Source organism: Microbacterium saperdae (genome assembly GCF_006716345.1).
Lineage (GTDB): Bacteria > Actinomycetota > Actinomycetes > Actinomycetales > Microbacteriaceae > Microbacterium > Microbacterium saperdae.
The window spans coordinates 2,773,411-2,788,180 of the sequence record NZ_VFOX01000001.1 but is presented as its reverse complement, the minus strand read 5'-3'; the positions used below and the strand labels follow the sequence as shown (position 1 = coordinate 2,788,180).

The following is a 14,770-nucleotide window of genomic DNA, read 5'->3' as shown; positions in this document are numbered from 1 at the left end:
AGTCTATTCGGCGCTTGCGGGCTCCTCGGCCGGTGCGAGGGCGTCGTCTGCCGCAGGATCGGTCTCGGTCGCGATCACCGTCGCCGCAGGAACGGCGGCGACAGGCTCCTCGACGGCGGCCGGCCCCTCGACCGGGGACTGCGCTGTCTCGGGCGCCGGGGCCGGTGCGGGCACCGGTGCGGGTGCGGGCTGCTCGACCGGCGCGGGCTGCTCGACCGGCGCGGGCTGCTCGACCGGCGCGGGCGTCGTCTCGGCTGCCGGTGGCTCCTCGACGACCGTGTCCGTCTCCGGGACGATCGTCTCGTCAGCGGCACCCGTATCGGCAGGAAGCTCGGCAGGAGGCTGTTCCGTCGGCAGTTCGGAGAACTCGATGTCGACGCCGCCCTTCAGCGCGAGGAGCGTCGTCTCCGCAGCCGGCCCTGGTCCGGTCGCCAACACGTAGCGGAAGGTCACCGTGGTCGAGGCGGGGTCGAGGTACTGCCACAGATCCGGTCGCAGGTCGATCGTCCCCGCGCCGGTCTCGTCGAGCTCGATACGGTCTCCGCCGCCGCTGCTGCCATCGAGCAGAGCCTCGATCGTCGCTCCGGGGGCGCCGGTGATCGGCACGCTGTAGTGCACGGTGAAGCCCTGGAACCATACCGTGGCGACACTCCACACCGGGGGTGCTGTCGGGACCGCAGGGTCGACCGGGTCCACCGGGTCGACCGGATCCACGGGGTCCACCGGATCCACGGGATCGACCGGATCGACCGGGTCCACGGGGTCGACCGGATCGACGGGGTCCACCGGGTCGACCGGCGTGACCGGCTTCTCCGGGACGATGGGGACGGTCGGAGCGGTCACCGGACCGGAAGGCTCCACGGCGTCCGGCCGGGCCTCGTCGGCCGGGGGAGTGGCGTCGTCTTTCGGCTCGGGGGCGCGCTCCTCGATGATGACCGGCTTGTCGAGCGTCATCGAGGCATCGGGACCGACGTCCGACGCGATCGACGAGGGGTCGCTGTCCCCGGCATTGGGCTGCGACGCGGCCGGCTGTGCGCCGGTGAGGCCGGGGATGATCGTCGCGGCTGCGACGACACCGGCGACGACGAGTGCCGCGGAACCCGCACCCACGAGAGCTCCCATGCCGGTCAACATGCCGCCGGATGCCGCACCACCGCCTGCTGAGCCGGCGCTGCCGCCTGCCGCGGTGTTGCCTCCGGCCGCACCGCCTGATCCGCTTCCCGCTCCGGTGCCTGCGGCGGCGGTCCCGGCGGATGCCGTGACGCCGGGGTCACCCGCGACGACGACGCCGGGGATGCCGGACGGTGCGGCGGCGAGGGCGACGATCGGAGCGCCACCACCCTGCAGTGTCGCCAGATATCCCGCGGAGCCGGTGATGCCGAGGACGAGGGGCAGCAGGACCAGAGCGAGTCGCTTGGAGACGTCCTTCGCCTCTGCGGCCACGATCATGCATCGCGCGCACTCATCGAGGTGCAGCTCGAGGCGCTTGTAGTCGCGGGCACTGAGGTTGCCGCGCGAGTACGCGCCCAGGTGCTCGATCGTCCACTGGCAGTCGGAACCCGGAGCGGCGCTGCGCAGGTGGGCCTGGATCCACGCCTCGCGCAGACCCTCTCTGGCGCGGAAGGCGAGCTGGGAGACGGCGCCGGACTTCATGCCGAGCAGCGGCGCGACGTCCTGCGGCTTCATCTGCTCGATCTCGGTGTACCAGAGGACTTCCTGCCACCGTGAGGGGAGGCTGCGGAAGGCCTGTGCCGTGAGGCTGCGGTCGAGCGCCTCGTTCGCAGCCTGGTCGGTGCTGTCGGGGTCGGCGACGGAGTCGAGCTCATCGATCGTCGATTCCCGGCGGGAGCGTCCCCAGGCGGCCGCGGTGTTGCGGATGCTCGTGAAGAGGTAGGCGCGGAAGGAGCCGTTGGGCCCTCCGCCCTTGACGATCGCCTGGTAGATGCGGGTGTACGACTCCTGCACCAGATCGTCGGGGTCGATGGAGGACGTGACGGATCGGGCCACCGCGATACCGGACGGGTAGTGGCGTCGCCAGAGTTCCCCGAACGCCTCCGTATCACCCGAACGGGTGCGGAGGATCAGATCGGCGTCAGCGATCGGTTCGTCGTGCGGAACGTTCTCTTCTTCGTGCACTTTCATCCATCTGTCTCGGGGTGCTCGTGCGCCCTCACAAGAGAGACGCGGGAGGGCGGCCCTCATCACGCGTCTTCTTCATTCTCACCCGAAACTCCCAGCAAGGCCACCCCTTCACGGAATTCCCTGCAAATCTTCTGCGTCACAGAATCCCAGTTCGGAGGGCTGTTCGGAGCGGTGCGTCCAAGAATCTCGAAAAAAAAATCGGGAACCCGCGTAATGAATCGGGACCGCCTTCGTCTCATCCCATAGAGACAGCCAAACGAACTCCTCCGGGGGGCGGGGTTCGGGCGCTGGTGCGAGGGGCAATTGCACCAGCAGGGCGGGTCGGGAGCCTCGGGGGAGGAGTTCCCGGCCCACCCTCTCTGTGAAGCGGGAACGAGGCCACCGATCTGGGGACCGGTGGCCTCCCTCCCGCGAAGACGTACCGGAGAACGCAGAGCTGCGCGTCGTCGCGTGTCGTGCGGACCTCTCAGTCGTTGAGCAGGTCTCCCACCCAGACGCGGACGACGTGCAGCTCTGCATCCCACAGGACCGCATCTCCGACGTGGTCGGGGCGCAGCGCACCGAGCTCGGTTTCGCGGCCGATCGCGCGTGCCGGTGTCTCCGTCAGCGCCTGGACCGCCGCAGGCAGGGTCGCACCCGCGCTCACCGCCCGCTGCAGCGCGACATCCTGCGTGAGCGTCGATCCGGCGATGGAACCCGTGTCGTCGGCGCGGGCGATGCCGTCGGCCACCGTGACGCTCACGGCGCCGAGGTCGTAGTGCCCGTCGGCGCTGCCCGCAGCAGCCATGGCATCCGTGATCAACGCGACACGACCCGGTGCCGTGTCGAACAGCAGCTTGATCACGTGCGGGTCGAGATGCACATCGTCGGCGATGGCCTCGAGCACCACCCGATGATCCGCGGCGGCGGCGAGCACGGGGCCCGGCGCGCGATGGTGGATGCCGGGCATGGCGTTGAACGCGTGCGTGAGGATCGATGCCCCCGCCTCGAAGGCCGCCACCGCGACGCCCGCATCCGCGCTCGTGTGGCCGACCGCGGCAGCAGCTCCCGCCGCGACGATCTGGCGGATCGCGTCGAATCCTCCCGGCAGCTCCGGTGCGATCGTGACCTGGCGCACGGTGCCGCGACCCGCCTCCAGCAGTCGGACGACGTCGTGCGCCGCGGGGGCGCGCAGCAGGGTGGGCTCGTGCGCGCCATGGTGTGCCGGATCCAGGAACGGACCCTCGAGATGCGAGCCGAGGATGTCGACATCGGTGCGCATGAGGTCGGCGACCAGCGCCACGTTGCGGGCGAGGTCGTCGAGAGGAGCCGTGACCAGGGAGACGACGGCCCGCGTGGTGCCGTGCTCGCGGTGCAGCGCACGCGCCGTGCGGATGGCCTCGACACCATCGTCGAACGAGGCGCCGGCCCCGCCGTGTCCGTGGATGTCGACCAGGCCGGGAGTGAGGAGCGCACCCTCTCCAGCCGCCGCGACGGCATCCACGACGACATCGGCCGGTGTCCAGTCCGCGCCGGTCCCGTGCGCCACCACGCGTCCCTGCTCGATACGGACCCAGGCGTTCTCGACGATCTCGCCGCGGTCGACCAGCCGGGCCGAGTGGATGAGGAGCGAACCGCTCGCGGAGGACTGCACACTCATCGTTCGCTCCAGGGGATCTCGGCTGCGGCGTGGAATTCGACCCCCTCAGCCTTCCACAGCGGCGCGAGCGTCCCCAGCCGCACGCGGAACGACTCCCACACGCGCTCCGGTCCCTCCTGCGGCGACCAGGCGACCTCGGCCTGCGCCGCAGCGCGCGGGAAGACCAGCTGCTCGACGTCGCGGTAGGTGCGGGTCGTCTCGGACCACAGCGGCGCCTCGACGCCGAGGATCGCGGAATCGGGCACATCGAGAACGGCCGTGGGCTCCCACTCGTACGCAGCGCGGACATCGATGATCGCCGCCCAGGTCAGCCCGAGCGGGAAGTCGGGGGAGTACTTCATGTCGAGGTACGTCACGTCGGCGGCCGACATGATGAGCGCGCCTCCGCGTTCGACGAAGTGCGCAGCCTCCTCGGCGTGCGTGCCCTCGGGCGTGGTCTTGCCCCAGTACTGCCCGACGGTGCCCTCGGCGATGTTCGCCGCGGAGCCCATCTCGTGCCAGGCCACGGGGGTCTTGCCCGCCTCCACGACGATCGCGGTCGCACGCTCGGCGAACAGGTCGAAGTCGGCCTGGGGGGTGCCGAGGGACTCGTCGCCGCCGATGTGGATGTACGGGCCGGGGGTCATCTCGACCAGTTCGCGCACCACGTCGCGCACGAAGTCGTACGTGCGCTCCTCGTGGATGCGCACGCTGGAGTGCCCCACGCCCCAGCCGAGGTACGTCTCGCCGGCGACGGGCAGCGGCTGGCCGAGGCGTGCGGAGTCCGCGATGAGGTTGTCGTTCAGCACCGGCGCCTCGACGAGCTCGGGGTAGGCGACGCCGATCGCGTGGGTGTGCCCGGGGAGGTCGATCTCGGGGATCACGACCATGTGGCGTGATGCGGCGTACGCGACGATCTCGCGGTAGTCGTCCTTCGTGTAGAAGCCGCCGGGGTCGCCGTTCGCCGACGTCGCGGCGGCCCGTTCGGTGAGCAGCGGCCAGGAGTCGATGTGCACGCGCCACCCCTGGTCGTCGCTCAGGTGCAGGTGCAGGTGGTTGAGCTTGAGGGCGCTGGTGCTGTCGATGAACTTCTTCACGTCGGCGACGCCGAAGAAGTGCCGGGCGACGTCGAGCATGACGCCGCGTCGGGCGAAGCGCGGAGAGTCCGCGACGTCGGCGCCGAGCAGGGCCCAGCCGGAGTCGTCCTGGCGCAGCAGCTGCAGCAGAGTCTGCACACCGTAGAAGAGTCCGGCCTCATCGGCACCGACGATGATCGCGCGATCGCCGACCTCGAGTGTGTAGCCCTCCGGTGCCGAGGAGTTCGGGTCGACGATCAGCTCGATCTCCGCGGGGGCCTCGTCGACGACGGAGAGGCGGATGCCGGTTCGGCGCTCGACGGCGGCGATCAACTGCGCCGTGGCGGGGGAGGAGCCGAGCACGCGCGTCGTCGCGGTGATCGGCATCCGTCCTTCCCGTGCGACGGCTGACACGGGCGCGGGGACGAGCGGAAGGGGGTGAGGAAGGACCATGAACAAAACCTACCCGTCGGCGTCGCTCAGCGGAATGGCGGAGATCGAAACGATTCTGCGATGATCGTCGACACGCCAGCCTGCGCCACCTCCCTCATCGGCTATGCTCGTAACCGTCGCGACTGGCGTCTGGGTGGACTACCACCGGGGAGCGACTGACCACGGAATTCGACCGCGCGCCTGGGCCGATTGGTACACCCTTCGAATCCGTTGTCAGAGGAGCATGTCATCATGACCGATCGTTACTTCAACGCCCCCCTTTCCGAGGTAGACCCCGAGATCGCCGAGGTCCTGGATCGCGAGCTGAAGCGTCAGCAGACGTTCCTCGAGATGATCGCCTCTGAGAACTTCGTGCCGGTCTCCGTGCTGCAGTCGCAGGGGTCCGTGCTCACCAACAAGTACGCCGAGGGCTACCCCGGACGCCGCTACTACGGCGGTTGCGAAGAGGTCGACGTCGCGGAGGAGCTCGCGATCTCGCGCGCCAAGAGCCTGTTCGGAGCCGAGTTCGCGAACGTCCAGCCGCACTCGGGTGCATCGGCGAACGCCGCCGTGCTGCACGCGATCGCCCGCCCCGGCGACACCCTGCTCGGCCTGTCCCTCGACCAGGGCGGTCACCTGACGCACGGCATGAAGATCAACTTCTCCGGTCGTCTCTACAACATCGTCGCCTACGGCGTGAACCCCGAGACCTCGACGATCGACATGGACGAGGTGCGTCGCCTCGCGATCGAGCACAAGCCCAAGGTCATCATCGCCGGGTGGTCCGCCTACCCGCGCACGCTCGACTTCGCGGCCTTCCGCGAGATCGCCGACGAGGTCGGCGCACTGCTCTGGGTCGACATGGCCCACTTCGCCGGTCTGGTCGCCGCGGGCCTGCACCCGAACCCGGTTCCCTACGCCGACGTCGTCTCCTCGACCGTGCACAAGACCATCGGCGGCCCCCGCTCCGGCTTCATCCTCACGAACGACGCCGATCTGGCGAAGAAGATCAACACCGCCGTGTTCCCCGGACAGCAGGGTGGACCGCTCATGCACGTGATCGCCGCCAAGGCGACCGCGTTCAAGCTCGCCGGCACGCCGGAGTTCAAGGAGCGTCAGGAGCGCGTGCTCCGCGGTGCCGCACTGCTCGCCGAGCGCCTCTCGCAGCAGGACGTGAAGGATGCCGGCATCGCCGTGCGCTCCGGTGGCACCGACGTGCACCTCGTGCTGGTCGATCTGCGCGACGCCGTGGTCGACGGCAAGCAGGCGGAGGACCTGCTGCATGACATCCACATCACGGTGAACCGCAACGCGGTGCCGAACGACCCGCGTCCGCCGATGGTCACCTCGGGTCTTCGCATCGGCACGCCGGCGCTCGCCACGCGTGGATTCGGCGACGCCGAGTTCACCGAGGTCGCCGACATCATCGCCCTCGCGCTGCTCCCCGGTGCCGACGTCGAGGCGCTTCGCACGCGTGTCGACGCCCTCGCCGCCGCTTTCCCGCTGTACCCGGACCTGCAGCAGTGACCGCGAAGATCCTCGACGGGAAGGCGGCGTCCGCCGCGATCCGCGCCGAGCTGACCGAGCGCGTCGCGGCGTTGAAGGCCAAGGGGATCACCCCCGGCATCGCCACGGTGCTCGTGGGTGCTGATCCGGCCTCGCAGCTCTACGTCGGCATGAAGCACCGGCAGTCCGAGGCGATCGGGATGAACTCGATCCAGCGCGAGCTGCCGGCGGACGCCACGCAGGCGGATGTCGAAGCGCTGATCGACGAGCTCAACGCCGACCCGGCCTGCCACGGTTACATCGTGCAGCTGCCCCTGCCGAAGCACATCGACACCGACGCCATCCTCGAGCGCATCGACCCGGCGAAGGATGCCGACGGCCTGCACCCGACCAACCTCGGCCGGCTCGTGCTGAACGTCAACAGCCCGATCCACACCCCGCTGCCGTGCACGCCGCGGGGAGTGATCGAACTGCTGCTGCGCAACGACTACGACCTCAAGGGCACGCACGTCGTCGTGGTGGGCCGCGGTGTCACGATCGGACGCTCGATCGGTCTGCTGCTCACCCGCCGTGACCTGAACGCCACGGTCACGCTCACGCACACCGGCACGGTCGACATGCCGCGCTACCTGCGCGAGGCCGATGTCATCGTGGCGGCGGCGGGCGTGAAGCACCTGATCCGCGCCGAAGACGTGAAGCCCGGTGCGGCCGTGCTCGACGTCGGCGTGACGCGTGAGACCGACCCCGAGACGGGCAAGAGCCTGGTGTTCGGCGATGTCCACCCGGATGTGGCCGAGGTCGCCGGCTTCCTCTCGCCGAACCCCGGTGGCGTGGGGCCGATGACCGTCGCCCTGCTCATGACCAACGTCGTGGAGGCCGCCGAGCGCGTCGCCTGATCAGTCCGATCGCAGAAAGGCACCCGTTCCGTCGTGGAAGGGTGCCTTTCTGCGATCCGCGCAGGGTGCTGCTCGCGATGAGCGGAGCGGCGGTGTCAGCCGAGTTCGTCGAGCATGCGCCGTTGCTCGGGGGTCAAGCCGTCCTGCAGTTCTGCGCGGGCGGCGGCGGTCTCCGGTGCTTCCGCCGCCGGTGAGGCCGACGAGTCGGTCTGCGCCGGGCTGGACGTGCGGCGTGCCTGGACCTTGCCCTGCACGGCGTCGTAGAGCTGGGCGGCCTTGGCGCGCAGCTTGTCATCCACCTGGTCGTAGATCATCCAGCCGAAGAGCAGGAAGAGGGGAGGGAGCACGAAGCCCCAGAATCCGGACGCGCGGACCCCGCTCAACCACACCGTCAGCACCCACACGATGAGCTCGACGAGGTAGACCAGCACGTACTGCACGACCTTCTCGCCGGCCTTGGTGCGTTCGGCAGCCGACTTCGCGGCGGACTTGCGGAACGCCGCGCCGAGGGTCGGCTTCACGAACAGGGCGGCGAGCGTGAGGATCACGGCGGCCCACAGGGCATGCAGGCCGACGGAGACGCCGGGGAACAGGAGCCCGATGAGCAGCAGGACGGCCACGTTGAACACATAGAGCGCAGCGAACCGGATGATTCCGTTCTTCATGGGACCAGAATCCCATACCCGCGCGGCACGACACAGCATCGATGTTGCGGCTCCGTCATGGATCGAGCGTGTGTCGTCCCCCGGCCGTACACTGAGTGCGCCGCATCCGCATCGGCTGCCGACGATCCGCCTCCGCCCCTGGGAGTCCACGATGACGATCGATCTCGATCCGCTCCTGGATTCCGTCGACATCCTCACGACCTCCGACGGCGCACACTGGCCGGCTCATCGGCACGACGATCACGAACTGCTGTCGGCGATCACCCGCACCGTGACCGTCGTCACCCCGGATGCCGTCTACATCGCGCCCCGAGGAACGAGCATCTGGATCCCGGCGGGCGTCGTGCACGAGGTCACCGCGGCGCCGGGCAACAGCATGCGGTGCACCTGGTTCGAGCCGGATGCCGGGGCGGAGCTGAGCGCCCGTGTCGTCGTGACCACCGTGCCGCCGCTGCTGGACGACGTGCTCGCGCAGCTCTCGCGGTACACGGACCCCGTGCGCCGCGCACGGGCCGAGGCCTTCGCGCTGGATCTGCTCGGCGATTCCGGCGAGGCCGAGGTCGGGTTGCCGACGCCGTCGACGCCGTGGCTGCGCGCGGTGACGGACGCCCTGGTCGCCGCGCCCTCGGATCGGCGCACAGTGGATGCGTGGGCCGCGCAGTCATCCGTGAGTGTGCGTACGTTCACCCGGCAGTTCGCGGTGGAGACGGGCATGTCGTTCTCCCGCTGGCGAGCGGAGCTGCGCCTGAGGGTGGCGATGTCGATGCTCGCGAACGGGGCCGAGGTCGGCCGGACGGCACGCGCCGTCGGCTTCGAATCGCTCGCCGCGTTCTCCGCGGCGTTCCGGCGGCGCACGGGTGTGTCGCCGCGCACCTTTGCTCGCAGCCATGGCTCTGTGACCGATTCGCGCGCATAGTCGACCGATCGGCACAACTCCGACCATCGAACCGGCAGGCAAGGGGCGACATAATTAGGTAACCCTTGCCTAATTGGAGATTCTCTTGCGCCCTTCCCCGCGCCTGCGAGCCGTGCTCGCCGCAGCCATCATCATCCCCCTCGTCCTCACCGCCACCGCGTGCGCGCCCGACGCCGACTCGTCATCCGATGGCGGTGCCGATGGAGCCGACACGATCGTGGTCGACTCCGTCTACGGTGAGGTGACCGTCCCCGCATCGCCGGAGCGCGTCGCCGCGATCTCCTACGACACCCCCTGGCAGGTCATGTCGCTCGACCTGCCCGTCGTGGCCGCGATCGACTACACCCAGTGGATCGACGGATACACCGAGGACCAGCAGGCGTACATCGCCGAGGCCGCGAAGGTCGGCAGCTACGGCGAGGTCAACTTCGAGGCGCTTGCCGGCGCCGCACCCGACGTCATCGTCGGTGACGCCTACGAGGTCGACGAGGCGACGTTCACGCGCCTCAGCGAGATCGCGCCGACCGTCATCGTCGGCGGCGACGACCGGGGCGACTGGCAGTCCATCACCGAGGACCTGGCGACCGCGCTCGGTGCGCACGACACCTGGGAGGAGGCGAAGACCTCCTACGAGGCGCGTCGGGACGAGGTGAAGGAGCAGTACGCCGACGTCATCGCGGCGAACACCTGGGCGAACTTCTCGCTCGGCAACGAGGCGGGGCAGTTCTCGATCCAGCTCCCCGGCGGCTCGACGGGCAATCTGATCGTGAACGAGATGGGACTGGCCTACGGCGACGGCATCCCCCTGGATGCGGACGACGGCTCCGGCTACGTCTCGCTGCCCCTCGAGCAGATCGGCGCGACCCTGGCCGGGGTCACGGTCGGACTCACCTACGAGAACCCGGACGGCACCAAGATGCCGGCGATCCAGGACGTCATCGACAGCAGCCTGTTCCAGCAGCTGGAGATCGCGAAGACCGGGCAGGTGTACGGACTCGTCTCGAGCGTGACCGACTACCGCACCGCCGAGGACTGGATCGACGAGCTCACCACCAAGGTGCTCGAGCCGCTCTCGCAGTGACCACTCTCGCCACGGGCGGGCGGCGGAGACTCCGTCGCCCGCCCGACGCGGTCGTCCTGCCGATCGTGGTGATCCTGCTGCTCACCGCCGTCGCGGTGAGCATCGCGGTCGGTCCGCGGACCCTGACCTTCGACGAGCTGTTCGTCGCGCTGACCGCGCCCACCGGCACGGAGACGGATCTGATCGTGCGCGACGTACGGCTGCCGCGCACGTTCATCGGCATCGCGGCGGGGAGCGCGCTCGCGGTCGCCGGAGTGATCATGCAGACGCTCACCCGCAATCCGCTCGCGGAGCCGGGTCTGCTCGGGGTCAACGCCGGCGCCTCGCTCGCCGTGGCGATCGCGATCGTCGTGTTCCGCATCGGCGACTTCGGCGCGACGATGTGGTTCGCGTTCCTCGGTGCGGCACTCGCGAGCGCTCTCGTCGCGGTGATCGGCGGGGTCGGACGCGGCGCATCCATCGGACGTCTCACCCTCACCGGCGTGGCGATCGGGGCGGTGCTCTCGGCCGCCACCGCCGCGCTCAGCCTGATCGACCCGCACGCCTATCAGTCCATGCGGCTCTGGGGTGCTGGTGCGCTCGGGGGGCGTTCGCTCGATGCCGCCGTGCTCACCCTCGCGGTCGTGGCCGTCGGGCTCGTCCTCGTCGTGCTGATCGCCCCCGGACTCGGCCTGCTCGCACTCGGCGAGGACACGGCCCGTGCGCTGGGCGGCCGGGTCGGCGCCGCACGTCTGGGCGGGTTCCTGGCGATCGTGGTGCTGTGCGGAGCGGCGACCGCGGCGGCAGGGCCGATCGCCTTCGTCGGACTCCTGGTGCCGCACGCGCTGCGCGCGGTTTTCGGCCCCGACACCCGCCGGCTGCTGGTCTACAGCGCTCTGGCCGGCCCGATCCTGCTGCTGCTCGCCGATGTGCTCGGTGCCCTGCTGATCGCGCCGCGTTCGATCCCGGTCGGAGTGATGACCGCGTTCCTCGGCGCTCCCGTCCTGGTGGCGCTCGTGCTGTCGCGGCGGGTGCAGGCGGATGGGGCTCCCTCATGAGCATCGCCTCCGTCATCGCCGTCCCCTTCGCGACCAGACGCCGTCGCCGGATCATCTGGATCGCGTCCTCCTTCGTGCTCCTGGCGCTGGCGATCGCCGGACTGAGCCTGGGGGATGCAGCCATCCCGGTGCCCGACGTGTTCGCCGCACTCTTCGGTCGGGGAGAGGCCGGCACCCGGCTGATCGTGGTCGGGTGGCGGCTCCCGCGCGTCGTGCTCGGCGCGGCGATCGGCGCGATGCTGGCGCTCTCCGGCGCGCTGTTCCAGGTCATCACACGCAATCCCCTCGGCAGCCCCGACATCCTCGGCTTCTCCGCAGGTGCGTACACCGGCGCGCTCCTGGTCATCATCGGAGGATCGGTGAGCACCGTGGCTCTCACCGCCGGGGCGGTCGGCGGTGGTATCGCCTCGGCGGCGCTGGTGTTCGCCCTCGTCGCGTGGCGTGGGGCCGGCGGCACCAGGCTCATCATCGTCGGCATCGCCCTGACCGCGATGCTCGGCGCCGTGAACACCATGATCGAGCTCGCTGCCGATGACGTGGTGGCGCACACCGCGGCCATCTGGGGTGCCGGATCCCTCAACGGCATCGACGGCCGCTGGATGCCGTTGATCCTCATCACGTTCGTGCTGGGAGGGCTCGCGGTCGCGGCGCTCGCACCGGGGCTCACGCTGTACGAGCTGGGGGAGGACCGCGCGACGTCGCTCGGGGTGCGCCCGGTGCGGCTGCGCATCACGGCCATGCTGGTCGGTGTGGTGCTGTTGGCCGTCACGATCGCCGCGGCCGGTCCGATCGCGTTCGTCGCGCTCGCGGCACCGCAGATCGCTCGCCGTGTCTGGCGCAGCGGGCCGATGCCCTTCGCGGCATCCGCCATGACCGGCGCCGTGCTGCTCATGTTCAGCGACCTGCTCGCGGCGCGCCTGTTCGCGCCGACCATGCTCCCCACAGGTCTCGTCACGATCGGGATCGGTGGACTCTACCTCGCCTGGATGCTCTCCGCGGCGAATCGAAGGAGGCGCTGATGCGCACCGACATCCCCGTGTACACCGCCGAGGTGACGGCACGGCAGACCGTGACCCCGCACATGCTGCGCATCACGCTGCGCGGCGCACGCACCACGACCGGCGAGCGCTTCGCCTCGTGCGGCAGGCCCGACGAATTCTTCGGGCTGTGGCTGTCGACGGCTGACGGCGAGGAGGCCAAGCGGTACTACTCGGTGCGCGCGTGGCGTCCTGAGGCGGATGAGCTCGACATCGACTTCGTCGTGCACGCGGAGGGGCCCGCGACGCAGTGGGCCCGTGACGCGCGCCTCGGCGACACGGTGGCGTTCGACCTTCCCCGCGGGCACTTCGTGGTGCCGGAGGGCACGGCGCGTGTGCTCCTGATCGGTGATGCCACCGCCCTTCCCGCGATCGGGCGCATCCTCGAGGAGCGGGCGGCATCCGATCCTCCCGTGCGGGCGATCCTGTCCGTCGACGATCCCCGCGACCGGCAGGACCTCCGTTTCCGCGACGGCGATCGGGCGACCTGGGTCGCGGCGGAGGACATCGTCGCCGAGACACTCGCCGCCACCGCGGAGGGTCCGGATGCGACCTACCTCTGGTTCTCGGGCGAGGCGACGACGATGCGTGACATCCGCCGCCACGTCCGTCACGAGCTGCGCTGGCCGGCCTCGCAGTACATGACCATGGGCTACTGGCGTCGCGACGCCGAGCGGTGGGGCAAGAGGTTCGAGCAGCAGGCCGCGCTGTCCGAGCAGCTCGCCGCGATCTGGGAGAACGGCGAGGACGACGAGACGCAGCGCGATCTCGCCGACGAGCTGCTGACGAGGTACGGACTGTGACAGAGACGACATTCGACATCCGCGGTCTGTCGGCCGGCTACCCGCACGGACGGGCCATCTCCACCGGCCTCGACCTCACGATCGCGCGCGGCTCCTTCGTCGCGATCATCGGACCGAACGCCTGCGGCAAGTCGACGCTGCTGCGCACGATCGCGCGGCTGCTGCCCGCGCTCGCCGGATCCGTACTGCTCGACGGCCGTGACATCCGCGAGCGGGGGGCGAAGGAGCTCGCCAGGGAGCTGGGCCTGCTGAGTCAATCGGCGGAGGCGCCGGACGGGATGCGGGTGGCCGATCTGATCGCCCGCGGCCGCTACCCGCACCGGCGGGCGTTCTCGGCCTGGAGCGACGCCGATGAGCAGGCGGTGCGACGGGCGATGGAGAAGACCTCGGTGCTCGAACTCGCGGACCGTCCGGTCGACGAGCTCTCCGGCGGGCAGCGCCAGCGTGTGTGGCTGGCGATGGCCCTCGCCCAGGAGACGGATGTGCTGCTGCTCGACGAGCCGACGACGTTCCTCGACATCACTCACCAGCTCGACATGCTGGATCTGTTCCGCGCGATCAACCGAGAGCATGGCACGACGGTCGTCGCCGTGCTGCACGACCTGAATCAGGCCGCACGCTACGCGGACCGGATCGTCGCGATGCGCGATGGCACGATCGTGAGCACGGGGACGCCGGAGGAGGTGCTCACCTCCGAGGTGATGGCGCAGGTGTTCGACCTGGACTGCACCGTGATCGCGGACCCCGAGACCGCGACGCCGATGGTGGTTCCGCGGCGCCGGTGACGGCGCCTGCGGCCGGGGTCAGGAACTCGCGAGCGTGCTCTCGATGCCGGTGATGCGCGCCTGCTCGTCGAAGCGGAACGTGGCGGACCCGGAGGCGTCGACGACGGTGGCGCCGCTGAAAGACTCGTCGGTCCAGGTGAGCGTCCAGTTTGCGAGGCGTGCGAGATCCCACACCGCGGTGCGGGCATCGCTGAGCGCGGTACCCGACAGGATGCGGGGGAGCGCGATGACCGCGTCGGCCACGGTGAGCGGGGCGAGCGGCGCGTCGAGCAGGAACACGGCGCGGGTGCCGCCACCGACCGGAGCCGAATAGTACGGCGCGCGTCCGGTGAGTTCGACCGCGACACCGCCGACGACGTGCGCGGCCTGCGCGATCCACTCCTCGTCAGCCGCGGCATCGGCGGGGAAAGGCACCTCGGGACTCGTGAGCTCGACGATGCCGTGCTCGGCGCCATAGGCCTGCAGCTGCGCCGCGACGCCCTGCGTGTCGCCCTGGGGGTGGGCCCAGGCCCACAGCATCGAGCGGGGTCCCGGTGCGATCGTCGCGACCAGATGGGCGCGGGTCACCAGCTGGCGGGACGGGTCGGCGTTCGCGGTGAAGGTGAGGGTGCCTGCAGCCATGTCCGCATCCCAGCGGTGCTCGCCGAGCGCATCGGCGGCAGCGGAGAGGGCATCCTGACGGAGCGCGGTGAACAGGGCGGCACGGTCGGCGAGGGGCTGGAGCGCGGCGAAGGTCATGAGGACAGTCTCGCCCGCCCAGCTATGAATACGCCAGA

General features: G+C 70.1%; 13 protein-coding genes and 1 riboswitch. Of the genes, 8 read left to right on the top strand and 5 right to left on the bottom strand.

What is annotated here, in order from left to right:
- Positions 1-3 precede the first annotated feature (3 nt).
- The 3 genes from FB560_RS13225 to FB560_RS13215 all read right to left on the bottom strand — a co-directional run bounded on the left by FB560_RS13225 (position 4) and on the right by FB560_RS13215 (position 5,289).
- On the bottom strand, positions 4-2,136 hold the full coding sequence (locus tag FB560_RS13225; protein ID WP_170198123.1) for a sigma-70 family RNA polymerase sigma factor: 2,133 nt from the start codon (positions 2,134-2,136) through the stop codon (positions 4-6).
- Between the two features lie 472 nt (positions 2,137-2,608).
- Entirely contained in the window at positions 2,609-3,781 is a 1,173-nt protein-coding gene (locus tag FB560_RS13220) for an N-acetylglucosamine-6-phosphate deacetylase (protein ID WP_141872794.1), read from the bottom strand.
- Positions 3,778-5,289, bottom strand: a complete 1,512-nt coding sequence (locus tag FB560_RS13215) for a family 20 glycosylhydrolase (protein ID WP_141872793.1) — start codon at positions 5,287-5,289, stop codon at positions 3,778-3,780. The genes FB560_RS13220 and FB560_RS13215 overlap by 4 nt, the downstream gene beginning before the upstream one ends.
- Before the next feature lie 108 nt (positions 5,290-5,397).
- A riboswitch (ZMP/ZTP riboswitch) is annotated at positions 5,398-5,482 on the top strand.
- Positions 5,483-5,520: 38 nt separating this feature from the next.
- On the opposite strand from FB560_RS13215, the gene glyA reads away from it, so the two are divergent.
- A complete protein-coding gene (glyA, locus tag FB560_RS13210; protein ID WP_141872792.1) occupies positions 5,521-6,795 on the top strand; it encodes a serine hydroxymethyltransferase in 1,275 nt (424 codons plus the stop codon).
- Entirely contained in the window at positions 6,792-7,670 is an 879-nt protein-coding gene (locus FB560_RS13205) for a bifunctional methylenetetrahydrofolate dehydrogenase/methenyltetrahydrofolate cyclohydrolase (RefSeq protein WP_141872791.1), read from the top strand. The genes glyA and FB560_RS13205 overlap by 4 nt, the downstream gene beginning before the upstream one ends.
- Before the next feature lie 95 nt (positions 7,671-7,765).
- Here FB560_RS13205 and FB560_RS13200 read toward each other — a convergent pair whose 3' ends face one another.
- Complete coding sequence (locus FB560_RS13200) at positions 7,766-8,335, bottom strand: phage holin family protein (protein ID WP_141872790.1); 570 nt, start codon at positions 8,333-8,335, stop codon at positions 7,766-7,768.
- A 151-nt stretch (positions 8,336-8,486) separates the two neighbouring features.
- On the opposite strand from FB560_RS13200, the gene FB560_RS13195 reads away from it, so the two are divergent.
- The 6 genes from FB560_RS13195 to FB560_RS13170 all read left to right on the top strand — a co-directional run bounded on the left by FB560_RS13195 (position 8,487) and on the right by FB560_RS13170 (position 13,994).
- Positions 8,487-9,251 carry a helix-turn-helix domain-containing protein gene (locus FB560_RS13195; protein ID WP_170198122.1) on the top strand — a complete coding sequence of 255 codons (765 nt, stop codon included), beginning with the start codon at positions 8,487-8,489 and terminating at the stop codon, positions 9,249-9,251.
- 73 nt (positions 9,252-9,324) lie between these two features.
- Positions 9,325-10,332 carry an ABC transporter substrate-binding protein gene (locus FB560_RS13190; RefSeq protein WP_141872788.1) on the top strand — a complete coding sequence of 336 codons (1,008 nt, stop codon included), beginning with the start codon at positions 9,325-9,327 and terminating at the stop codon, positions 10,330-10,332.
- Entirely contained in the window at positions 10,329-11,369 is a 1,041-nt protein-coding gene (locus tag FB560_RS13185) for a FecCD family ABC transporter permease (protein ID WP_211349967.1), read from the top strand. Before FB560_RS13190 ends, FB560_RS13185 begins: the two co-directional genes overlap by 4 nt.
- Positions 11,366-12,388 carry a FecCD family ABC transporter permease gene (locus tag FB560_RS13180; protein ID WP_141872787.1) on the top strand — a complete coding sequence of 341 codons (1,023 nt, stop codon included), beginning with the start codon at positions 11,366-11,368 and terminating at the stop codon, positions 12,386-12,388. Before FB560_RS13185 ends, FB560_RS13180 begins: the two co-directional genes overlap by 4 nt.
- Positions 12,388-13,209: a siderophore-interacting protein gene (locus tag FB560_RS13175; RefSeq protein ID WP_141872786.1), complete on the top strand. Its 822-nt coding sequence runs from the start codon at positions 12,388-12,390 to the stop codon at positions 13,207-13,209. Before FB560_RS13180 ends, FB560_RS13175 begins: the two co-directional genes overlap by 1 nt.
- Positions 13,206-13,994, top strand: coding sequence for an ABC transporter ATP-binding protein (locus FB560_RS13170; RefSeq protein WP_141872785.1), 789 nt, complete (start codon positions 13,206-13,208; stop codon positions 13,992-13,994). Before FB560_RS13175 ends, FB560_RS13170 begins: the two co-directional genes overlap by 4 nt.
- Before the next feature lie 18 nt (positions 13,995-14,012).
- Here FB560_RS13170 and FB560_RS13165 read toward each other — a convergent pair whose 3' ends face one another.
- Positions 14,013-14,732 carry a DUF6882 domain-containing protein gene (locus FB560_RS13165; RefSeq protein WP_141872784.1) on the bottom strand — a complete coding sequence of 240 codons (720 nt, stop codon included), beginning with the start codon at positions 14,730-14,732 and terminating at the stop codon, positions 14,013-14,015.
- Positions 14,733-14,770 lie beyond the last annotated feature (38 nt).

What these genes read in the sequence shown, in the direction of transcription:
- FB560_RS13215 (WP_141872793.1), bottom strand. Translation starts at nt 5,289, where the DNA reads ATGGTCCTTCCTCACCCCCTTCCGCTCGTCCCCGCGCCCGTGTCAGCC.
- glyA (WP_141872792.1), top strand. Translation starts at nt 5,521, where the DNA reads ATGACCGATCGTTACTTCAACGCCCCCCTTTCCGAGGTAGACCCCGAG.
- FB560_RS13220 (WP_141872794.1), bottom strand. Translation starts at nt 3,781, where the DNA reads ATGAGTGTGCAGTCCTCCGCGAGCGGTTCGCTCCTCATCCACTCGGCC.
- FB560_RS13175 (WP_141872786.1), top strand. Translation starts at nt 12,388, where the DNA reads ATGCGCACCGACATCCCCGTGTACACCGCCGAGGTGACGGCACGGCAG.
- FB560_RS13165 (WP_141872784.1), bottom strand. Translation starts at nt 14,732, where the DNA reads ATGACCTTCGCCGCGCTCCAGCCCCTCGCCGACCGTGCCGCCCTGTTC.
- FB560_RS13180 (WP_141872787.1), top strand. Translation starts at nt 11,366, where the DNA reads ATGAGCATCGCCTCCGTCATCGCCGTCCCCTTCGCGACCAGACGCCGT.
- FB560_RS13195 (WP_170198122.1), top strand. Translation starts at nt 8,487, where the DNA reads ATGACGATCGATCTCGATCCGCTCCTGGATTCCGTCGACATCCTCACG.
- FB560_RS13200 (WP_141872790.1), bottom strand. Translation starts at nt 8,335, where the DNA reads ATGAAGAACGGAATCATCCGGTTCGCTGCGCTCTATGTGTTCAACGTG.